A 20,337-nucleotide genomic window follows, 5' to 3' on the forward strand; every position below is an offset into this window, starting at 1 on the left:
CCAATGAGGATGCCCTAGATGGAAATATTGTTTTCTGCCTTTTTGGAGATCATGCAGCCGGTGACCTTTGCCTTGATGGCCTTGGGCGTCTTTGGCGGTTTGGTAGTCGGTGCGATCCCCGGTTTCTCTGCCACCATGGCAATCGTGATTATTCTCCCACTGACCTTCACCCTCAGCGCAATGCAAGGACTTGCAGTGATGATAGGCGTGGCAATTGGAGGCATGTCCGGCGGGCTGGTCTCCGCAATGCTGATTGGCATCCCCGGCACGCCGGGGTCTGTTGCCACCACGTTTGACGGTCTGCCGTTGGCGCGTAAGGGCGAGCAGGGCAAAGCGCTTGGATTGGGAATTTGGTCGTCTTGTATTGGCGGCGTGCTCAGTGGTTTGGCACTAATTGTTTTGGCTCCTTACTTGGGCCGGATTGGCCTTGAGATCGGACCTTGGGGCTATTTTGCGATGGTGGTTTTCGCGCTGACGATCACGGCCAGCCTATCCGAGGGAATGCTGCTTAAGGGGTTGATTGCGGCTGCCGCGGGACTTCTGGTCGCCAGCGTTGGCGAGGAGGAGATGAACGGCGTTACCCGTTTAACCTTCGGCAATAATTCCATCGACGCGGGGTTCGATTTTCTACCGATTATGATCGGTGTATTTGCTTTCAGCCAGTTACTCAGCGACATGCCTGACGCGGTCACTGCGCGCCATACGCTAGCGGGGAACTTGCCAAAAGAGACACAGCGGATTCAGCACTTGTGGGCGCTTCGTGAGCTTTTAGCTCGTTGGGTAACAGTTGTTCGGTCCACAGCCATCGGGCTGATTGTTGGCGTGATCCCAGCAACTGGTGCTTCAATTAGCAATATTGTGGCTTATGATCAGGCGAAGCGAAACTCCAAAGAGGCAGACCAGTTCGGCAGCGGGGCCTACGATGGGATCATCGCGCCCGAAGCGGCCAATAACGCAACTCAGGGTGGTGCATTGCTAATGCTTATGGCACTCGGAATTCCTGGGGACGCGGTAGCGGCGGTGTTGTTGGCGGCGTTGGTAATCCACAATGTGATCCCGGGGCCAAGCTTTATCACCGATGAGCCTTCTTTAGCTTATGGCATCTTTGTTGCTTTCATTCTGGCGCACCTTTTGATGGTCGTGTTCCAAATGCTGTCGTTGAAATTATTCCTGCGGGTTGTGCGACTGCCAATTTACGTCATGGCAGCTTCGGTGCTCTTCTATTGCGCGCTTGGTGCCTATACTGTCAATAACAGCATGTATGATGTCTGGGTGATGATCGCTTTTGGGGGCCTCGGTTTCTTGATGACACGTTTCGGCTATCCAATTGCGCCCTTCGTTTTAGGCGTCGTGCTAGGCGGGATTGCTGAGGTCAATCTGATCCGCGCGCTGTCAGTATCTTCAGATTATATGCAGTTTTTTACACGCCCTTGGTCGCTTTTGTTCATTGGCCTTACATTGATGTCAATGCTGTTAGCGATTATTGCACGGCATCGAGTTTCTCCGCGCGCATTTGTGTTCTTGCAACTGCCAATCCTTTTAATGATCTGCGCGGCTCTTGCTCAGATGCCCGGCGTCGTGCGCCCGATATTGGCGGCGGTTATCTTAGCGCTTTCTCTATGGAAAACTTATCAAGCCCTCTTTGAAAAAGATCAAGCTACGGCAAAAATTCATTAAATAGTGTCGAGCAAACCGTCGCGATTATGTTTTCGGCCATTGCTAAAATGAAGGGGATCCCAAAGTCCTCTTACTGCAACATCGAATTCTGCGGTTAAACCCGAACTAATGTGGCCATCCGAACCAAGTCAGACCCCTATTTTCGAATGTAAGCGGCACTCTCGGCGGCGATCTTGGCCACTAGGTTCTTTACCATCATTGAATATACGGATTCGCGCTGATGCACTGGCGTAAATTTAGGAACCTTCGGCGGCTCCGGAGGGCCGATAAAGGCCCTCTGTTCATCGCGCAGATCATCAAGAGTTGGACCCATAGAGTTATGCATTATAAACCTTTTCTCTCTTGTCGGGTAGGCACAATACGGAGGACATCCTTGCCCTGTTTCAGGTCTACAGGAAAGCCCAGCTGCTCGAGCCTAGCATTCGCTTTCTCGCGGATCTGGCCGGAGATTATCGGATCAACCACCCCAGCAACCTCAATGAACGCAAAGCCCGTTTCCCCGTAATGAGCTTGCCCAACAAAATGTAAATTGATTTCCGGGTGGGCTGCCTTCAGTTCGCTCTCTACCTGGCCCAATGCGTCAGGGAGAGCGCGGCGACTATGGATACGGCTATCTTGCATCTTGTTCATGAACCTGTGTCAGTGTGAAACGTTAGGAACCGACGACCACTATTGAGGCAACGGACGCGATCTTCGACGATCACATCTATCGCTCATTACAAAACAGACCCTGATTACGGATACCAGCTTTTCGGCATAGAGCATATCCATCGCTCTTTCTAAAACCTGCTGACCCCATGCCTTCAGTGCGATACTTATGCAGGTCAGCATATTGCCCTGTTGCCACTAAACGAACAGGAGATCATGCTCCGTTACAACCGTAAAGGTATTGCTCTGACCGCCGGAGCCTAGATTGCCACTGCACCACGCATCGAGATAGCGGCGCACAGTCATGAGGCCATCCAGCCCGTCATCCAATACGCAACGCATGGGCGATCTGCTTACGAAAATAGGGCCCTCATGAGGGCCTTCAAACCAAAGCTTCGCTTGAGCTACATCCTCAAACAATGTGCTCAGAGAACTGTAAATGCCAAGCATAGCTGAAATCCTTAGGAGTGTATCAAGAGACAGCATCAGTGGCTGATGATTGTATGCTTTTCTGATCCACCTGTAGTAAGTGGAGCGGGCAGGGTGCCCCAAGATAGCAATGCGCTCATTTCCGTTTAGGCCTAAACGATCCGCAATCTTAACAAAGACGCGCAAGCCGGGGGCGCTCGTCCGTGCCCTGTCGCTCTCAGAAATGGTATGAACCCTGAAAGAACCAGCGGAAGCCGAAGTCAGTGGGAACTCAACAACTTGCATTTCGAACCTCATGATCCGTCTAGAAACCTATAACCGTGTGCTATGTAAGTCTAGGGTGTCGAACCTGACACGCTTCTCGAATGGTCATACTCAATCATAGATCGTGTGGGCGGAAACCAGATATTATCTGCAAATTGCACAGCGGTCAGCTTTGCCGAAAGCATGCTCAGCAGCCCCGACACCAGCTACAGCGGCGACGTGCCGCCACTCTCAGACCTGGAAACACCTTAAGATAATTGCCAATGCCGCAAGCGGATAGAGGGGCGACTGTCATCAGGCGGTGGCCCCGTGGTCGGCAAGAAATTCCTTATGTTCGCGCAGCACCTCAAGAATGCGTCAATCAGCCACCCGATCTACACTACAGGCCCGATCATGCGCTGCAATTCAAGGCGGAGGACTTCCAGCCGCACAAGCCGCGCTTCGACGTCGCGAAGTTGCCTTTGGGCGATGGCGTCGTCCTGCGCACAGGACCGGTTAGGCGTGTCTGAAAGGTCCAATAATACCCGGATCGCCTCCAGCGAAAAGCCAAGCTGGCGGGAATGGCGGATGAAGGAAAGACGGTCCAACTCGGCATCGCCATAGCGCCGCTGGCCGCCTTCGGTCCGATCGGGCTCAGGCTACGTCACATAACTGACCATGGAGAAATCAATTGCAAGTAAGGATGTATGCGCTGATGGTCGGGTTGAATTTAGTAATCAGGTAACCTTTGTCAAAAGCAGTTGTCATCTCATCACGCACTCTTTGTCTTTCAGAAATTGCCAGATCAAGATCATTCAAAAGAAGATCGTCGACGTTCTGTGGGATTTTAAGGTGAAGTGAATCCGTCGGGTCCTCATTCTCGCCGCCAATTTCTTTGGCGAGCCGTTTTACTCGTGTCTCCTCTAATGACCACTCCGCCACGATACGGTCCGAGGTCACGCCAGCGTTGATGCCCTCCATCTTGCCGTAGTAGTCGGGCAGGTAGACTTTGGCCGTAGCACCAAGTCGCGCGATGTTGAGATTGGCATTGATGCGGCGCAGAGGGTCGAAGGTCCAACGGACGGAAGTAATCCCGTGCGCCAGACACCAATCGCGTTGATACCATTTCAGCCGTGCGCCCAGCCCCATCCCCCGGCTGTCGGGGTGGACGGCGAGGCGGTGTGAATGCTGAACCTGCGGATCCTTGGTGGGAAACCCAAAGAGAAACCCGAGCATCCGCCCTTCGACAAAGGCACCGGCGACCAATCCGCCTTCGTGCTGGATCGCAAGCATGAGGTCGGAATTGTCCGCTGGATCATCCGCGCCCCAAACGGTGCGCTGGAAATCCTCAGCGTGTTTGAGTTCCGCCACGCCGTTGAGTTCACGCAGCTCAACCTCGGTATTCACGGCAGTCATGGGCGGATCATCTCATAATGGCTGGTGACGGTTTTCATGTAGTCCCGATCAAGAGTGACCCCGATCCCCGCGCCATTGTTGGGCACCGGCATTTCACCATTGGCGGCCTCAAGTGGCTCGTTTACGATATCGCGTTTGAAATAGCGGCTGGCGCTGGATGTATCCCCCGGTTTGGTGAAATTCGCGAGTGTGGCGAGGTGGATGTTATGTGCCCGGCCAATCCCAGCTTCCAGCATCCCGCCACACCAGACCGGCGCGCCGAAGGCGGCGCTGACGTCATGGATCGCACGGGCAGCGGCAAAACCGCCGACGCGGCCAACCTTGATATTGATGACCCGCGCCGCCCGCATCTCTAGCGCCTTGCGCGTATCTCCAGCGTTGCGGATGCTCTCATCAAGGCAGACCGCTGTTTTCAGCGTCGCTTGCACCTGTGCGTGGTCGTGGATGTCGTCGAAGGCGAGCGGCTGTTCGATATAGTCGAGGTCGAATTCGTCGAACCGCCGCAGCAAGGCGAGGTCTTCCAGCCCGTAATCGGTATTGGCGTCGACCGTCAGCTTGATGTCGGGGTAGCGCGCACGCACGGCGTCGAGCACTGCCACGTCATGGCCCTTTGCGATCTTCAATTTGGTGCGTTTATAGCCCGCTGCCTGCGCCTCGGCGACCCGTTCGAGTGTGACCTCAACGCTGCCGATGCCAATGCTCACGCCCACATCCACCGCATCGCGCACCCCGCCGAGTGCCGCCTTGAGCGGAAGGCCGAGGCTCTTTGACCAGAGATCCCAAAACGCCATTTCCACCACCGCTTTGGCCATCCGGTTGCCGCGCCAAGGGGCAAGGATCGGCTCCAACTCATAGGGCGAGGTGAAGCGTTTTCCGACGATCCGTGGCAGCAAGACATCGCGTAGGAAAGCCATTGCGGCGGGGATCGTTTCTTCGAGGTAATCAGGAGTTTCGTCCATCACCGCTTCGGCGATGCCCTCGATCCCCGCGCCTTTAAGCACCAGCAACGGGAAGGTCTTGTCGGTCAATGTCTGGTTGGAGATCACGAAAGGGGTGATCAGCGGCAGGCTGACGATATGCAGCTCGGCCGCTTCGATCAGTATGCCGCCGCCGGCAAATGCGGGATTTGTATTGTGCTGTGACATGGAAACTCGCTGGATCAAATGGGCAGGGCGTTACTTCACATTCGCGATGAAACGCTGAAAGACTTCGGTTTGCGGATTGGTGAACATCTGCTCAGGGGTGCCGCGTTCGGCGATGCGGCCCTCGTGCAAGAACACCACGTCGGAGGAGACATCGCGGGCGAATGCCATCTCATGGGTGACGACGATCATCGTGCGCCCCTCGGCGGCGAGCGACTGCATGACCTTTAGCACCTCGCCCACCAATTCGGGGTCAAGCGCGCTGGTCGGCTCATCGAACAAGATCGCATCCGGCTCCATCGCCAGCGCCCGCGCAATGGCCACGCGCTGCTGCTGGCCACCGGACAGCTGGGAAGGATACATGTCCATCCGGTCCTGTAGTCCGACCCGCTCCAAGAGTGCCTGGGCAGCGGTGCGGGCGATCGCTTTGGGCGTGCCCTTCACTTGCACCGGGCCTTCCATCACGTTGTCCAAGGCGGTGCGGTGGCTCCACAGGTTGAACTGTTGAAACACCATGCCCAAGCGGCTGCGCACCGTTTCGATATGACGGGCGTTCAGGGGCTTGCCATCGCGCACCTGAATTTCTTCCCCATGCACGGTGACCGTGCCAGAAGTCGGGGTCTCGAGGAAATTCAGACAGCGCAGAAAGGTGCTTTTGCCAGAGCCGGATGAGCCGAGGATCGAGATCACATCGCCCTCCCGCGCTTCGAGTGAGATGCCCTTGAGCACCTCCACAGCGCCGAAGGATTTGCAGATATCTTCGGCTTTCAGGATAATGTCGGCCTCGCTCATGGCTTTGGTCCTTCCGGAGGGGAGAGAATAGAGCGGCCCGTGTTGCGCGGACCGATGTGACGGCTCAGACGTGTCTCGCCCTGTCTCCAGAGCAGCACAAAGATCGCGGTGATGCAGAGGTAAATCAGCGCGGCCCAGAGATAGATCGAGAAGTCGAATGTGCGCGAGAAGATCTGCCGCGTGCGGCCCATGATGTCGAAGACGGTGACAACGCTGGCCAGTGCGCTGGCCTTCATGAGCAGGATGATCTCATTGCCAAGCGCCGGCCATGCAATGCGGTATGCATGGGGGAAAGTCACCCGGCGCAGGATTTGCAGGCGGGTCATGCCGATAGCCTTGGCGGCCTCAATTTCTCCGCGTGCGACGCCCATAATGCCGCCGCGCAGGATCTCTGTCTGATAGGCTGTCGAGTTCAGTGCAAAGGCCAAGAGCGCGCAATTGAAAGGATCACGGAAAAACCCCCAGAGGCCCCAGTCCTGCAAGAATGGGCGGAACTGGCCGGAGCCGTAGTAGATCAAAAACAATTGCCCCAAGATTGGCGTGCCGCGCATGAAGGAGATATAGAGCCGCAGGGGAGCCTGCGCGATAGGGCTCGTATTGGCGCGGATCAGGGCAAGGCCGGGGGAGAAGAGGGCCGCAATGAAGGCGCCCAGAAAGGTCAGCTTGAGGGTCATCAAGGTGCCATCAAGCAGGCGCGGCCAATAGTCGACCACGATGTCAAACGGGTTCATCTCAGACCCTCCGAATGCCGCGGTTGGCGCGGCGTTCCATATGGGCCAAGACCACTTCCGACAGAACGCAGAGCGCCCAGTAGATCAGGCAAGCCAATAGATAGAAGGTGAAGGGCTGTTTGGTCACGCCGACGGCGACTTTGGTCATGCGCATCAGGTCGTCCAGCGCGATGATTGACACCAGTGCCGTGTCTTTCAGCATGTTGATCCACAGATTCCCAAGGCCGGGCAGGGCAAATCGCCAGACCTGCGGCAGGCGGATACGAAAGAAGATTTTGCGCGGCGACATGCCGATCGCTCGGCCCGCTTCCATCTGACCCTCGTCGAGCGATTGGAAAGCTCCACGTAGCACTTCGCCCGCAAAGGCGCCAAAAACCATAGCAAGTGCGGTTACCCCGGCGGCAAAGGGGCTGAATTCGATATTTGTGCCGCCCGGATTCCACCAGACAGCCAGTTTGTTCAGCAAAAGCCCGACACCGTTGTAAACCACAAAGAGTGTCAGGATCTCGGGCAGGCCGCGCATGATCGTGGTGTAGCCAAAGCCAATAGCCCGCAGCCCCGCATGGCGGGACATGGAGGCAAAGGCCGCGACAAAACCAATCAGCAGGCCCACGGGCAGCGTCACGATGGCAAGCTGCATCGTGATCGCCAAACCCGCGAGGATTTCATCCCCCCAGCCGGCATCGCCGTAAGAGAGCAACTCAAACATAAAAGGCTTCCAACTGGGGGGACGCTGTCATCATTTCATCGTGTAAACGTCGATGTCGAAATACTTGTCGTTGATGGCTTTATAAGTCCCATCAGCGCGCATTTCGGCCAGAGCGGCGTTGAGCTTTTCACGCAGCTCGTCGTCTTCCTGACGCAGCGCGATGCCGACGCCCTCACCGACAAAGGCCGGGTCGGTGATCGGCTCGCCGGCCAACTCGCAGCAAGCGCCGTCTTCGGTCTTGGTCGTCCAGTCCAGCATCGGCAGCATGTCACCCACCTGCATGTCGATCCGGCCACTGGCCATATCGAGGTTGACCTCATCCTGCGTTGGATAAAGCCGAACATCCGCATCGGGGTAAGTCGCTTCGATATAGTCTGCCTGTGTGGTGCCGGACTGCGCGCCAATGACCTTATCGGCAAGCGCTTCATTGGTGAATTCGGTGATGTCAGAGCCCTTTGGCACGACATTCGTCATCGCGGCGAGGTAGTAAGGATCGGTGAAATCCACCTGCTTCTTGCGCTCTTCGGTGATGAACATCGACGCGATGATGAAGTCGTATTTGTTCGCCAGCAGCCCTGGGATGATCCCATCCCAATCTTGCGCCACGACCTCACATTCTTCGCCGATCCGCTTGCAAAGCTCCTGACCGATCTCAACGTCGAAACCGGCGATCTTGCCGTCCGCTTCGATGTAGTTGAACGGAGGGTAGGCGCCTTCTGTGCCTAAGCGCAATGTCTCGGCAAAAGCGCCGGTAGAAAGGCTGGCGGCGACGGCCAGCGTCGAAAGCGCCGTGGCCAGTTTGAGTTTAGGTGTCATCGTGTTCACTCCTGTTGGGTTTTTCGGTGTCGTTTTTTCGTTTGGCCCCCTGATGTGCAGGGCGGTCGACATGGCCGGTAAAGCGTCCATAGAGATCGGCAATCCGGTTGAGCCTACCCTCCACTTCGGACCCAAGCTGTAGAAATACGCTGTGGATCAGCAGGTTGGACAGGCTTGCCATTTGGGCTGTCGAATCCCAGAATTGGTTGAACTGCGTGGGCACCGCGAACACCTGATCCGCCGCGTCATGGCCCCAGTCGCAAAAAACATCCGTGATCAGTGTCACCGTCACCCCCGCCGCGCGGGCCTCTTCGGCGAGGCTCTTGGCCAAAACCGAATAGCGCCGCGCTTCAACGATCACGAGATGGGCTGGACGGTCGGTTAAAAGAACCTCTGCGAAGTTCCCGCTCGCAAGGTCCAGCAGCGTGACGCCGTCGCGCACATATTGCATTTGGTTGGCGAAATACTGGGCAAGGCCACGTTCCGTCTGAAAACCGGCAACGAAAACATGTGCAGTCTGCGCCAAACGCTCTGCTTCCTGCTGCCATTCGGCACTGCTGGCCATTTCATAGATGCCGACAAGCGCTGCGATTTCGAGCTGCAACCCTTGATTGAGTTGCGCGCTGTCGACACCGCCGTCATTGCGCATCTCTTGCAAACGGTCGGACATCAGCCATGGGTCATCACCCATATCGTGCTTCAAATGGTCCTTTAGACCCCGAAAGCTATTGTAACCAAGCGACCGGCAGAATCGCCCGACCGTTGCTTCGCTGACCTTTACCGAGCGTGCGATGCTCGCGGCGGTCTCGAAGGGCAGGCCTGTCCAAGAATCCAACATGTAGCGCGCCAAAATGCGGTCTGCTTTGGAACCGTTTTCCAAAGCATCTTCTAGTTGTGCTCTGATCGAGTGTTGCAAAGGGTAGCTCCACAATAACGCTAAGAGCGAAATTGAAATATAAGTTTCATACTGTCAATCATGAAAGATTTGCATCATTTTTCGGCGCGTGTGGGGGGCCATTTTCTAGGGGGGACTGCTGGTTTTGCCGATTGGGTATAAGGAGAGGTCGTCCCAAAAACTGTCTCCGGTTGCCAGACAGAACGAAGGGCATTTGCCTTGCTGCGTGGGGCGCAGTCTTAACGTGTCGCGGTCCATCCCAAAGCCCGTGACAGACGTTCTGCCGATAAGGTTGCAAGGCGGATCATGTGCTCAACTTCTGAATGATGGATGCGAAACGCGTAGAAACTACGTATATTGGGCCAAAGTCGGGCAGTGCTCAGAAAATCTGGAATACAGCGGGTGCCTTCGCCAGACGTTCGCATCCACTCGCAGTTCTCGAGGTGTTTCAGCTTTAGCGATACAGAGTGCTTCCACCCGCTCGATACCATGTAGCTAAACTTACTCGTTCACTTGCTAAACAAAGCCCTTCAGCACATGGCCCTATAATATGCGGAACTATCCCGTCTCTCATGCGTATCTATCCGAGGGAGGGCGAATTATGCCGAATTTTTCCCGCCGAGGATTTTTCAAAGCAAGCGGTAGTGCCGCCGTTGTAAGTGTAATTCCTTTGCATCAAGCCCTTGCGGGGCTTCAGACTGAGCGTCAGCATCAGCCGCCCGGGTGGCGCGAAAATGGTCGGGTCCGATTTCGACAGGACGGCATCCCGAAGGTGACTGGCGACAAAGTCTTTGCGATCGACATACGAGCGGTAGATATGCCTGACTGGCCTGATGAACAGGCTCACGCGTTTCTTATAAGATTGCCGCGAACTGACAAAATATTTGAAGGCATTACAGTTGAGGCGCTTGAGCCTGAATTGCAGCCCGATAAGCTGGTTACTGCTGAGACCCTTAACGCTGACCAAATAAAAATGGTTGAGGAGGATTTCTATGGCGCCTTCTTTGCAGAGCGAGGGCAAGCACCGACTTATCTCGGACAGCCTGCTGCACTCTTAGTTTATCACGATTACACCCGCTTTCGAGCTGCCAAGGCTAGGCTGAAGTTCAATGAAGATGCACTTATATGGGGCAAGGCTGTTGAGGCGTCAGAGCGCACGCCATTCGGGGCGACCCGATATGTGCGGATTGGCGGTGAAACGCGAGATGCCGAGGATGAGTTCTCGCCTCTGAAGAACGGCACGCTCTTCGCGACCTTCGAAGATAACAAGGCGAGTTGGCCCGCTGAAGGACAAGGAGATTGGGGCGGTAAGGCTATGGACCTATCCGCGGAGCTTAGAGCCGAGCTTGATAGCCCTCCCGCAGAATGGGAAGTCTATCGGCGACATTACAGTTCACAGTATGTCGATCCTGCCGCACTTGAGCCCGACAACGGCAATGCGTGGTATGACATTGAGAGTGGTCGTCTGCATGTGGTGACAGGCACACAATCTCCCTGGACAAATGTAGATCATATCGAAAAAATGGTTCTTTCGAGCCGCTTTGAGTTGTCCGAATTGCGCTTTCACCCTGGCTATACTGTTGGATACGGGCAGAAGGAGCACCACGTCTTTCCCTACTACGTAGCATTAGCCGCCCTTTACGGCGATGGCCGCCCAGTGCGGCTGGCAATGGACAGATGGGAGCACTTTCAAGGCGCACTGAAACGCCACCCGTTCGAGACCGATATCACTCTCGCGGTTGATCGCAAAACAGGCGAGTTTCGCAGTTTGGCGTCAGATCAACGGGCTGATGGCGGCGGCGTGAAGAATTTTAGCCCCTCTGTAGGACAAGTTTCAGCTACCGCGCTGCAATCCATTTATTACCTCCCGAAAAGCGACCTCGCGGTTCAGGTTGACGCATCCCGTGCGCCTACGGCGGGGTCGATGCGCGGGTATGGCACCTTGCAAAGCATGGTCGCTATGGAGCTTTTGGTTGACGCGGTGGCTGAAGATTTGAAGCGCGATCCTATTGAACTCCGGCGCACCAACGTCTTCAGGGCTGGCGACAAGAATACCCAAGGGGCAATTCCTGGTGGTCATTTGCGTGCAGTTGAAATGCTCGACGCGGCGGCGGATGACCCAATATGGACTGAACGTGCCGCACGTAAGGCAGAATACGAAAAAGCTCATCCTGGTTATCGCTACGGCGTGGGTTTTTCTTGTGTTCAGAAAGACTACGGCACCGGTGCCGAGGCTGCTTTGGTGCAACTGGAGCTGACGCCGGAAGGTGATCTACACATGCGTCATGTGGCTTCCGAGATTGGCTGTGGTGCCACTACTTCGCAGATGCTTGTGACAGAACGTCTTCTTGGAAAGCCCGCTGACAGCGTAGATTTTGCAGTAGTGGATTGGCCTAGCTTGCCGCTTGAAGCCGATAATACACCTTACACAATGACGCAGGAGAAGCAGGACGAGTTGGCTGCAGACCCACATTGGGTGCCACGCATCACCTCACCACGCAGCGCGTCGAATTCTGCCTATTACTTTACCCACGCAACAACAGAGGCTGCACGGTTGTTATTTGAGTTGGGGTTATGGAAAGCTGCCGTCAGTTTTTGGGGGGAAGGAATTGGCGGGGGCCAAGCGGGGCCTTTGCACGTGCGTCGTGAAGAGGCTGAGTGGCGCGATGGCTATCTTGTGGCAGGGGGGCTAACTCCGCTTTTGTTGACTGATCTGTCCCGCCGCGCTCATGAGCGGGGATATATAACGGGTGTTACCGTGCATACTTTCAACCGCTGGGCCTGGGCGACGGCGGAGTTTGAGGTCGAGGGCGCCCGCTTCGAAGCGCCGATCGATGCACTTTCGGTTCGATGGGGCGAAGGCGCCAGCTCTGACAAAAAGTCGCAAATGACCGATGCCGGCTATGCGTTCCAGCCTAGGTTAAGTGTCCGATATCCGCCTGTGCAGCGCAACAATGCCGCTGTCACGTATTACGCACCCTGCGCCACTCTGGTGGAGTTAGCAGTGAATACAGGCTCTGGAGAGGTGGAAGTTTTGAACCATCGATCCTGGTTGGAGTGCGGTCGCCAGATCGTTCCTGAATTGGTCTCTGGTCAATTGCAGGGGGGGATCGCCATGGGAATTGGTCACGCGCTTTACGAAGAGATGCCTCTCTACGAGGATGGACCGGGCAATGGCACATGGAACTTCAACCGCTACCGTTTGCCCCGTGCAGAAGACGTAGCTGTCTGGGCGCAGAGCGCGACAGTGCTGGAGCCATTGTCGGCCACAGATCCACCAAAGGGTATCGCAGAAGTCGTGATGATCCCCGTGGTTGCAGCAATTGGCAATGCTGTGCATCACGCGATCGGACATCGGTTTGATCGGACGCCTATCACGTCAGAAAGGATCAAGGAGGTGCTTCGATGAGCCGGACCACGACCGTGTCGATGATAATAAACGGCGTGCAAACCGATCCTGTTGAGGTGCCCGAAGACCTCATGCTACTGGAGTTTTTGCACGAATACCTTAATCTCACGGGGACCCGATACGGGTGTGGACAAGGCGTCTGTAGGGCATGTTCAGTTATTTATGACGGCGGCGAGACCGGGGCAGAAGTGCTGCCGGCCTGTATCACAGGCGTCGCTTGGGCCAATGGCAGAAGGTTTCGCACAGTTGAAGGTCATGCGAAACGCGGACCTGAGGGCGAGATCGCGACGATCACTCCAGTTCAGCAGGCTTTTTTAGACCATTTTTCGTTCCAGTGTTCCTACTGCACCCCCGGTTTTGTTGCTGCTGCGCAGGCGTTGGTTGAACGATTGGAAGCAGAACCGGTTGCAATCAACAGGGTCGAAGACGTCGTGCTAGAAGCGCTGAATGAGAATATTTGCCGTTGCACTGGCTACGTCAGGTATCTGGAAGCGACACGCGACGTGATCCTCGCTACGCCGGGCCTCACGCGCACCCCTGAGGCGGGGGAAAGCTGATGGTAGGGTTGCTGCGTTTGCTCCTAGGCCTTGCTCTTGTCGGTATGATCGCTGCTCTAGTGATCTATTTCGGTTTCAGCGGAGCCGGCCCGGTCCCGCCTCCTAATCGCGATCTCACCGAGCTTGATGTGACAGAAAAGCAGGAGTTGGCTGCGCTCGGGGAATATGTCGCAAAGGCTGGTGATTGTGCAGCTTGCCACGAAAGCGAAGATGGACTGGCGCTAGCTGGTGGAACGCCGATGGAAACGCCTATGGGCACCATTTATGGGACCAATATCACCCCCCACGAAACTTTTGGAATCGCAAGCTACACGCCGGATGATCTATATCGCGTAATGGTCTACGGCGTCGCACCCGGCGGTCGAAGACTTTACCCCGCAATGCCATACACCTCTTACCACGCGATTTCTCGTGCGGACGTGGATGCCCTATATTTCTATTTAATGGCGCAAAAACCGGTGGCTAAGCCGAACCGCGACAATGATCTGATGTTTCCCTTCAACTTGCGGCCACTTATGGCCTTTTGGAATGTTATTTTTCGCCCCGATCCGCCAGAGCAGCCCGGGCTCGGGCTTGCAGGTGGAGATGCCCTCTCAGTTGAGGCTAGAGGAGACTATCTCGTGAATACTCTTGGGCATTGCGGTGAATGCCATACGCCTCGAAATATCGCCTACGCTAAGACTGACGCCCACCTGGCTGGCAACGTGATCGAGGACGCACTGGCCCCCGACATCACCCCTGAGGGGTTGTCCGAGCGTGGCTGGACGCGCAACGATTTAGCGCAGTTCCTCTCGACCGGGTTATCTCCGCAGGGTGTCATGACGTTTCGAATGTTCCCAGTGCTAAGCCACTCAACTAAATACTTGCCTGAGCGTGATATTACGGCTGTGGCGGACTATCTCACCGCGGGTATGTCTAAGGCTAAGCCACCGGAGAACAACCTGCAGGCAATCGAACAATATCCCCTAGGACACCAGCTCTACGTAGGTCTATGCGCAGGTTGTCACGGCTCCGAAGGGCAGGGCCAGCCTGCAGGTTCCGTGCCGATGATAGGGAACACCACACTGATGCTCGATCAGTCGATTAACCTGCACCGGGTTGTCAATGAGGGTATTCCTGCGCGCCAACTGTCCGGTTATTTGCGAATGCAGGAAATGCCGGCCTTCGAGCACCGTCTCTCCTCAGATGAACTAGAGGCTCTTAGCGATTATTTGCGCACAAGATGGGGCGGTTTCACAGAGTGACTGAAACGAAGCTTGGAATGCAGGTCACTGCTTCATAAACCTAGTCACCGTTAAAAGGAGAATGAAATGCCAAACGAGCCAGAAGACGCCAAAGAAAAACGCCCGCCACATCGTAAGCGCCATAACGCGCAGGATGACCATGAAGGGTCGGCCCATCGGCCTGAGGAATTTGATTCAAAGAACCCGAAGAAGGTAGTCGAAAAGGAAGAGTGAACGGCAAAGCAGCTCGAAAATTTCGCCCTGCTTGTTTGGGCGCCGGCAATGTATGGGCGATGCCTGCTGGCGCAGAAGCAACTTCAGGGTGCCTCGGCCGGAGTGGCGGCTATATCTGGACCGCCTACAAAAAAACCGCCTGTCACGAGAGAAGCAACCAGATGTTCTAGTGCCCACGCTGGGAGGCAGGCTCCTAGGTGAGATAAGGATCCGGCGCGCGTTCGGAGCTCGGCTAGGAGTTTTCGTAGTCCAGTCTTCTACCTGCGCATTGCTGCGATTGGACCTAACCCCAGCATTCGTCATTGTCAGATCTAAGCCAACGTTGGATACAGCGCAACATCTGCCAATATTCAACCATTTGTTCCATCGGCAATATCGACCGTTTAGTGGACGTGATGATTTCTGCGGCGTAGCTCTTCTGTTCTGGTGAAGCTTGCGCTCGGCAAAGGACAAGCCTGCTTAAGTTGAGGAAACTCTGCAGTTGTAATGTTAACATGCTAAATAGAACGGGAAAGGCAGGGTGCGTTTGCGCACTTAAGAAGGCCCCCGGAAGCTCATGCTCAAACATAGGTTGCGCGCTGCATACGCTGAACTAAGCGGCAAAAAAGTTGAGATGGATACTGGCCAATGCGGGAGTATCACGATCGAGCAGGCTACCCCAGCACGTCCTATGCGTCAGCGATCAGGTGATGCGGGAGCTGACGATTCAGTTCATTTATCGGAATAGGATAGTATCGCCAGTGGTTTAGTCTGTTATTGGCTGGGCTTTGCATGATGTCTTGACACGGTGTGCATGAAAAGACGCTGTTTTGCCCAATTTTATGCCAGCTTTATAACAGTCGCGCCTTCGTGCGCGGTGTTCTGTTAGTGAGCTAATCGGGGTTGGAACCCCCCGTTGTGCCTACATTAGGCTGGAGAAGACACGTCGCATTCGAACGCTAGATGGCTTAATCGAGCACGGGGGGCACGAACGCGCGACAAGTCCAATCGGCCTCAACACTAGTTTATGGCGGGCTGCGCTAGCCGAGCCAGACGAAAGGATACCTGAGTTGGAAACGATGTCGCCTCTCATGCTTGGATTCTTTGGCAGTCTCGCTGCTGGAGCCATGACCGCCGTGGGGGCCATTCCGGTGCTGTTTGGAAGCACACCCTCACGCGCTATGCGCGACCTGTCGCTCGGTTTTGCCGCGGGGGTGATGCTCGCCGCTTCTTTCTTTTCGCTGATCATTCCGGCGCTGGATGCGGCGGAGGCGCAGTTTGAAAACGGCGCTGCACCTGCTGCAATTGTTTGTCTGGCGATCCTATTGGGCATGGGTGGCGTGGCGTTGATGAACACGCTCCTGCCGCATGAACACTTCAGAACAGGGCGTGAGGGGCCAGCAGCGGCGTCCCTCCGCCGGGTTTGGCTTTTCGTCATTGCGATCACGATTCACAATTTTCCCGAGGGATTGGCAGTGGGCGTCGGATTTGGCGCACATGGTTTGGAGGGAGGTCTGCCACTGGCGCTTGGCATCGGCCTACAAAACGCGCCCGAAGGACTGGCCGTCGCAGTCGCGCTTTTGGGTGAAGGCTATGCGAAGGGCCGCGCATGGGGAATTGCCGCACTTACGGGACTGGTCGAGCCGGTCGGCGGGTTGCTTGGCGCGGGCGTTGTTGCACTGTCAGAGCCGTTGCTGCCTTGGGGGCTGGCATTTGCCGCCGGTGCCATGCTGTTCGTCATCAGCCACGAGATTATTCCGGAGACCCATCGTAATGGACATCAGAACAAAGCGACATTGGGCTTAGCGGTCGGGCTGGTCATCATGTTATATTTGGATGTTTGGCTGGGATAAGGAAAACTTCAAAACGCACTTGGAGCTACGGTAGCTGTAGGTCTTATGTGCTTGTTTGCCGGAAAAGCAGAATGGGGGCGGAGATGGCAGACAGCAGTAGGGCACAGCAAGAGTAGAGCGTCACAGGCACGGATTGCGCTGCCTGCGCCGCCGAGGTGCGCGGCGCAGTGGAGCGCTTGCCGGGGCGCGCGGATATTGAGGTGGCACTGATGTCCGAACTGCGGCTCACGCTGGATGAGGGCGAAACGTCGCATAAGCGCATTGGGAAAGCCGTGCGCGGTATCAGTCTTTGCATTTCCCCGAAGGGGGCGAAGGCAGAGAGGCCGAAGGATGGTATCACCATGCCGCAGGATGCGGTGAGGGACTGTCCTGAATTTTGTGCTCTGGCGTGGTAACTGCTCTATAAGGAGACCCACGTATGAGCATCGACAAAAAGCTATTAGACGAACTGATGGAAGGCCGGTCCTCTGGCGACCTATTCGGCAAGGAGGGCATTCTTGCCGAGTTGACCAAAGAATTGGCAGAACGCGCTTTAACAGCTGAGATGGAGGAACATCTTGGGGCAGAGCGCGAAGAAGGTGTCGCGGAGGGCCAGAACCATCCGCCCAATCGTCGTAATGGCAGCAGCCAGAAGACTGTGACCACCGACAGTGGGAAGGTCATCCTGGACATTCCGCGCGACCGCAACGGCACCTTTGATCCGCTGTTGATAGCCAAGTATCAGCGTCGTTTTCCCGAGTTCGACCGCAAGATCGTCAGCATGTATGCACGCGGAATGACGACCCGTGAGATTCAAGGGCACATTGAGGAGATTTACGGCTTTGAGGCATCACCCAGCTTGATATCGGTGATCACTGAGGCTGTGATGGACGAGGTCACCGCCTGGCAGAGCCGACCACTGGAACCCTGCTATCCCGTGGTGTTTATGGACGCGATCCGCGTCAACATCCGCAGTGATGGAGCGGTCTCGAACAAGGCGGTCTTCGTAGCCTTGGCGATCCGTCCAGACGGCACCCGGGACGTTCTGGGGCTGTGGTTCCAGGCCAACGAGGGTGCCAAATTTTGGGCAAAGGTTCTGAATGATCTACGTCACAGGGGCGTTCAGGACATTCTGATTGCCGTGGTCGACGGTCTCAAAGGCTTCCCTCAGGCCATTGGGGCAGCTTTCCCGGAAGCCCAGGTTCAGACGTGCATCGTTCATTTGCTGCGCCACTCTATGAGCTTCGCCAGCTACAAGGACCGCAAGGCCGTGGCGACAGCCCTGAAGGCAGTCTACACCGCCTTGGACGTCGAAGCAGCGGAGGCTGCGCTGGCCGAGTTCGAGGAGAGCGATCTGGCCAAGCGCTATCCGGCCATTGCACCGAGCTGGCGCCGAGCCTGGAACGAGGTGATCCCGTTTCTCGACTACCCGCCCGAAGTGCGCCGATTGATTTACACAACGAATGCCATAGAAGCCTTGAACTCAAAAATCCGGCGTGCCGTGCGAACCCGAGGCCACTTCCCGAGCGATGAGGCGGCAGCAAAGTTGATCTACTTGGCGCTCAATGCTACTTCCGTCGAGTGGAAGCGATCTGTGCGTGAATGGCACCGCGTTAAAAGCCAACTCGCCATCATGTTCGAAGAACGCTTTCCCATGGTGTAACTAAAGGCGTCAGGGCACAAAATTACGCACACTCCCTGCGGTGATCGGTGGGACAATGACCGCACCTCAGCTCATCTCCCGATCTGTCAGCGGAAGTTCCCACGACCTCGGACAGCAGGTTACCCGACCCATCTTCCCAACCAGTTGCCATGGACCCAGCCTTTGCGGCGGGGATTGCCATAATACACGCCCCACCAATTGCCGTTTCGAACACATGGGCGAACACCGTCGCCGTTATGCAGTTCGTCGATCTTACGGTAATTTGTCCCTGGACCTGTGCGAACAGCCAGAAAGCCATCTCCGTTCGGATCAAGACCTTCCACTCTGGCGCCGAGGCATCCCGCGGCCTGTTCATCTTCCTCAATTAGGAAGTCCATATCCAATTGTTCCGCTGAAAGTGGAGTGTAAGACAGAAAAATTATTATGGCGGCAGCATACTTCATCATCTTAATATCCTCCTATGGAGATTGGGAGTATACTACAGTTCCAATCCGTTCCCTACAGCAACGCTGGCAGCGGGGGGCTTGGTGGGGGGGGAGGTCGCCCGCCCATTCCAAATGGGGGGCAGAGAGGGCGATAAGGGAGCAATAGTAATGAGAAAGGTCATATGGCTGGCTGTAGGTATCGTTGGATTGGGCGGCGCAATGGCCTCCTGCTCCAATAGCGAACGCCTCCTTTGCCTTAACCCGACCGGTTATTGCGGGGGCAGCAGCACGCCAGACCCCGATCGCATCGGGGGACCTGCTTGGTTCCTCTGGCAATCCACCGCCGAAGAAAGATTGGCCTATTACCGTAAGGAATGCGCGACCAGCAGTCTGCCAATGCCCTCCAATGATGTGATGACATGCGCCCTTGAGCAGATTGAATCCCAAGCCCATTCAAATTGTGTTCAGTATTACCTCCCACCGACCAGACCTAAGGATGCAGCTGAGGAAGCACGGCGAGACAGGCAATTTGAAAGCTGTAAGCGGGATGTTTTGGGACAGCATGGGTTATAGAAAGCGATTGCGAACCTCCACGATGGCGATCCGTCCGATGGGTTTCCAAAAATGGCGCTTTGCTTGCACGATTTGGGATAGGCTACCACAAAAGCCGACTGGTTTAGCTCTTTCTTCGGCATTTTTAACTAACGATTAGATAGACGGGCATCTTAACCGAATATAAGGCTGAGGACGAGCTGAGGGGTATTCCGGCTTCACTCTCGTCTTATACGCCAATGTAGCCCTGCAATCTGCTGTTTTTGGTATGCAGATGGCACTTGGCAGCTCAAGGGAGGCAAGATGATTGAAAGTGGTCCGGTGGCAAGTTTCCTCGAACGTCATCGGTTGTTCCGAAAGGACCTGATTGATGATTTGGAGAAGCGATACTCGGTGTAAAGGCGCTTATGTATTTGAGGGAGGGGAGGGCGTGTCGATAAGGGTTGCGAGCGGGCCCTCCCTAAATGTCCACCTTCTTGTCTGGCTCTTTCCGCTGAGGGCGTTAGGTGGTCCTGTTTGAGAAGTAGGCGTCTTGCCCATTCGTGGTTGAGCTAGCAGTCATTTGGCTGCTTGAGTTCGCAATCCCGGTTGTAGCCCATTCTATGGCTGCTGGGTGAGAAAAAAGCTGGTAAAAAAGTTGGTTTGGTAGTCCAGTATGAATCTGTCTGGCTACTATAACGAGAATTTCATGCAAGTTAGTGTTCGCGATAACAACGTCGATCAGGCCCTTCGTGTTCTGAAGAAGAAGCTTCAGGGTGAAGGTGTATTCCGGGAAATGAAACTTAAGCAACATTTTGAAAAGCCTTCCGAAAAGAAGGTGCGTCGTCAGGCTGAAGCAATACGACGTGCTCGTAAAGTTGCACGCAAAAAGCTGGAGCGTGACGGCACGCTTTAAGCTGATCTATCTCTCGAGATAGGCAGTCCGTCGGCTTTCAGCCGGCGGACGTATCGTCTTAGTTTCCATG

19 protein-coding genes and 2 pseudogenes are annotated in these 20,337 nt (G+C 55.5%); 9 read left to right on the forward strand and 12 right to left on the reverse strand.

Going from position 1 to position 20,337, the window contains the following annotated elements:
- Positions 1 to 18: 18 nt before the first annotated feature.
- Positions 19 to 1,677: a tripartite tricarboxylate transporter permease gene (locus ACSQ16_RS10320; protein ID WP_435988757.1), complete on the forward strand. Its 1,659-nt coding sequence runs from the start codon at positions 19 to 21 to the stop codon at positions 1,675 to 1,677.
- Between the two features lie 324 nt (positions 1,678 to 2,001).
- On the opposite strand, the gene ACSQ16_RS10325 is transcribed toward ACSQ16_RS10320, so the two are convergent.
- From ACSQ16_RS10325 to ACSQ16_RS10375, 11 genes and pseudogenes are all read right to left on the reverse strand, one after another.
- On the reverse strand, positions 2,002 to 2,307 hold the full coding sequence (locus tag ACSQ16_RS10325) for a hypothetical protein (protein WP_435988758.1): 306 nt from the start codon (positions 2,305 to 2,307) through the stop codon (positions 2,002 to 2,004).
- A 216-nt stretch (positions 2,308 to 2,523) separates the two neighbouring features.
- Positions 2,524 to 2,667 carry a hypothetical protein gene (locus tag ACSQ16_RS10330; RefSeq protein ID WP_435988759.1) on the reverse strand — a complete coding sequence of 48 codons (144 nt, stop codon included), beginning with the start codon at positions 2,665 to 2,667 and terminating at the stop codon, positions 2,524 to 2,526.
- 645 nt (positions 2,668 to 3,312) lie between these two features.
- A pseudogene (locus tag ACSQ16_RS10335) lies at positions 3,313 to 3,656 on the reverse strand (MerR family DNA-binding protein); the annotation flags it as partial.
- Positions 3,657 to 3,684: 28 nt separating this feature from the next.
- Positions 3,685 to 4,413, reverse strand: coding sequence for a GNAT family N-acetyltransferase (locus ACSQ16_RS10340; protein WP_435988760.1), 729 nt, complete (start codon positions 4,411 to 4,413; stop codon positions 3,685 to 3,687).
- Positions 4,410 to 5,558 (reverse strand): o-succinylbenzoate synthase, encoded by a 1,149-nt coding sequence (gene menC / locus ACSQ16_RS10345; protein ID WP_435988761.1) that lies wholly within the window; start codon positions 5,556 to 5,558, stop codon positions 4,410 to 4,412. The genes ACSQ16_RS10340 and menC overlap by 4 nt, the downstream gene beginning before the upstream one ends.
- 30 nt (positions 5,559 to 5,588) lie before the next feature.
- Positions 5,589 to 6,347 carry an ABC transporter ATP-binding protein gene (locus ACSQ16_RS10350; RefSeq protein WP_435988762.1) on the reverse strand — a complete coding sequence of 253 codons (759 nt, stop codon included), beginning with the start codon at positions 6,345 to 6,347 and terminating at the stop codon, positions 5,589 to 5,591.
- Positions 6,344 to 7,078, reverse strand: coding sequence for an ABC transporter permease (locus tag ACSQ16_RS10355; protein ID WP_435988763.1), 735 nt, complete (start codon positions 7,076 to 7,078; stop codon positions 6,344 to 6,346). The genes ACSQ16_RS10350 and ACSQ16_RS10355 overlap by 4 nt, the downstream gene beginning before the upstream one ends.
- Position 7,079: 1 nt before the next feature.
- A complete protein-coding gene (locus ACSQ16_RS10360) occupies positions 7,080 to 7,787 on the reverse strand; it encodes an ABC transporter permease (RefSeq protein WP_435988764.1) in 708 nt (235 codons plus the stop codon).
- A gap of 30 nt (positions 7,788 to 7,817) precedes the next feature.
- A complete protein-coding gene (locus ACSQ16_RS10365; protein ID WP_435988765.1) occupies positions 7,818 to 8,603 on the reverse strand; it encodes an ABC transporter substrate-binding protein in 786 nt (261 codons plus the stop codon).
- Complete coding sequence (locus ACSQ16_RS10370) at positions 8,593 to 9,294, reverse strand: MurR/RpiR family transcriptional regulator (protein WP_435988803.1); 702 nt, start codon at positions 9,292 to 9,294, stop codon at positions 8,593 to 8,595. The genes ACSQ16_RS10365 and ACSQ16_RS10370 overlap by 11 nt, the downstream gene beginning before the upstream one ends.
- Before the next feature lie 60 nt (positions 9,295 to 9,354).
- A pseudogene (locus tag ACSQ16_RS10375) lies at positions 9,355 to 9,441 on the reverse strand (hypothetical protein); the annotation flags it as partial.
- Between the two features lie 658 nt (positions 9,442 to 10,099).
- Here ACSQ16_RS10375 and ACSQ16_RS10380 point away from each other — a divergent pair.
- The 7 genes from ACSQ16_RS10380 (at position 10,100) to ACSQ16_RS10410 (ending at position 18,395) form a co-directional block, all read left to right on the forward strand.
- Positions 10,100 to 12,907 (forward strand): xanthine dehydrogenase family protein molybdopterin-binding subunit, encoded by a 2,808-nt coding sequence (locus ACSQ16_RS10380; RefSeq protein ID WP_435988766.1) that lies wholly within the window; start codon positions 10,100 to 10,102, stop codon positions 12,905 to 12,907.
- Positions 12,904 to 13,464, forward strand: coding sequence for a (2Fe-2S)-binding protein (locus ACSQ16_RS10385; RefSeq protein WP_435988767.1), 561 nt, complete (start codon positions 12,904 to 12,906; stop codon positions 13,462 to 13,464). The genes ACSQ16_RS10380 and ACSQ16_RS10385 overlap by 4 nt, the downstream gene beginning before the upstream one ends.
- On the forward strand, positions 13,464 to 14,708 hold the full coding sequence (locus ACSQ16_RS10390) for a c-type cytochrome (protein WP_435988768.1): 1,245 nt from the start codon (positions 13,464 to 13,466) through the stop codon (positions 14,706 to 14,708). The genes ACSQ16_RS10385 and ACSQ16_RS10390 overlap by 1 nt, the downstream gene beginning before the upstream one ends.
- 66 nt (positions 14,709 to 14,774) lie before the next feature.
- A complete protein-coding gene (locus ACSQ16_RS10395) occupies positions 14,775 to 14,921 on the forward strand; it encodes a hypothetical protein (RefSeq protein ID WP_435988769.1) in 147 nt (48 codons plus the stop codon).
- Between the two features lie 1,049 nt (positions 14,922 to 15,970).
- Positions 15,971 to 16,753 (forward strand): ZIP family metal transporter, encoded by a 783-nt coding sequence (locus ACSQ16_RS10400; RefSeq protein WP_435988770.1) that lies wholly within the window; start codon positions 15,971 to 15,973, stop codon positions 16,751 to 16,753.
- 167 nt (positions 16,754 to 16,920) lie between these two features.
- Positions 16,921 to 17,148, forward strand: coding sequence for a hypothetical protein (locus ACSQ16_RS10405; protein ID WP_435988771.1), 228 nt, complete (start codon positions 16,921 to 16,923; stop codon positions 17,146 to 17,148).
- Between the two features lie 23 nt (positions 17,149 to 17,171).
- Positions 17,172 to 18,395, forward strand: coding sequence for an IS256 family transposase (locus ACSQ16_RS10410; protein WP_435988772.1), 1,224 nt, complete (start codon positions 17,172 to 17,174; stop codon positions 18,393 to 18,395).
- 119 nt (positions 18,396 to 18,514) lie between these two features.
- Here the strand turns inward: ACSQ16_RS10410 and ACSQ16_RS10415 are convergent, their stop codons facing one another.
- Positions 18,515 to 18,841 carry an SH3 domain-containing protein gene (locus ACSQ16_RS10415; RefSeq protein WP_394439653.1) on the reverse strand — a complete coding sequence of 109 codons (327 nt, stop codon included), beginning with the start codon at positions 18,839 to 18,841 and terminating at the stop codon, positions 18,515 to 18,517.
- 1,219 nt (positions 18,842 to 20,060) lie between these two features.
- On the opposite strand from ACSQ16_RS10415, the gene rpsU reads away from it, so the two are divergent.
- Positions 20,061 to 20,267, forward strand: a complete 207-nt coding sequence (rpsU, locus tag ACSQ16_RS10420) for a 30S ribosomal protein S21 (RefSeq protein ID WP_067940202.1) — start codon at positions 20,061 to 20,063, stop codon at positions 20,265 to 20,267.
- The last annotated feature ends 70 nt before the right edge of the window (positions 20,268 to 20,337 follow it).

Source organism: Sulfitobacter sp. SH24, assembly GCF_965641895.1.
Taxonomy (GTDB): Bacteria; Pseudomonadota; Alphaproteobacteria; order Rhodobacterales; family Rhodobacteraceae; genus Sulfitobacter; species Sulfitobacter dubius.

Bases quoted from the DNA above. Each gene is read 5' to 3' on its own strand.
- ACSQ16_RS10360 (WP_435988764.1), bottom strand. From the start codon at position 7,787: ATGTTTGAGTTGCTCTCTTACGGCGATGCCGGCTGGGGGGATGAAATC.
- menC (WP_435988761.1), bottom strand. From the start codon at position 5,558: ATGTCACAGCACAATACAAATCCCGCATTTGCCGGCGGCGGCATACTG.
- ACSQ16_RS10325 (WP_435988758.1), bottom strand. From the start codon at position 2,307: ATGAACAAGATGCAAGATAGCCGTATCCATAGTCGCCGCGCTCTCCCT.
- ACSQ16_RS10380 (WP_435988766.1), top strand. From the start codon at position 10,100: ATGCCGAATTTTTCCCGCCGAGGATTTTTCAAAGCAAGCGGTAGTGCC.
- ACSQ16_RS10385 (WP_435988767.1), top strand. From the start codon at position 12,904: ATGAGCCGGACCACGACCGTGTCGATGATAATAAACGGCGTGCAAACC.
- ACSQ16_RS10320 (WP_435988757.1), top strand. From the start codon at position 19: ATGGAAATATTGTTTTCTGCCTTTTTGGAGATCATGCAGCCGGTGACC.
- ACSQ16_RS10365 (WP_435988765.1), bottom strand. From the start codon at position 8,603: ATGACACCTAAACTCAAACTGGCCACGGCGCTTTCGACGCTGGCCGTC.
- ACSQ16_RS10395 (WP_435988769.1), top strand. From the start codon at position 14,775: ATGCCAAACGAGCCAGAAGACGCCAAAGAAAAACGCCCGCCACATCGT.
- ACSQ16_RS10370 (WP_435988803.1), bottom strand. From the start codon at position 9,294: ATGGGTGATGACCCATGGCTGATGTCCGACCGTTTGCAAGAGATGCGC.
- ACSQ16_RS10355 (WP_435988763.1), bottom strand. From the start codon at position 7,078: ATGAACCCGTTTGACATCGTGGTCGACTATTGGCCGCGCCTGCTTGAT.
- ACSQ16_RS10330 (WP_435988759.1), bottom strand. From the start codon at position 2,667: ATGCGTTGCGTATTGGATGACGGGCTGGATGGCCTCATGACTGTGCGC.
- rpsU (WP_067940202.1), top strand. From the start codon at position 20,061: ATGCAAGTTAGTGTTCGCGATAACAACGTCGATCAGGCCCTTCGTGTT.
- ACSQ16_RS10410 (WP_435988772.1), top strand. From the start codon at position 17,172: ATGAGCATCGACAAAAAGCTATTAGACGAACTGATGGAAGGCCGGTCC.
- ACSQ16_RS10415 (WP_394439653.1), bottom strand. From the start codon at position 18,841: ATGATGAAGTATGCTGCCGCCATAATAATTTTTCTGTCTTACACTCCA.
- ACSQ16_RS10340 (WP_435988760.1), bottom strand. From the start codon at position 4,413: ATGACTGCCGTGAATACCGAGGTTGAGCTGCGTGAACTCAACGGCGTG.
- ACSQ16_RS10390 (WP_435988768.1), top strand. From the start codon at position 13,464: ATGGTAGGGTTGCTGCGTTTGCTCCTAGGCCTTGCTCTTGTCGGTATG.
- ACSQ16_RS10350 (WP_435988762.1), bottom strand. From the start codon at position 6,347: ATGAGCGAGGCCGACATTATCCTGAAAGCCGAAGATATCTGCAAATCC.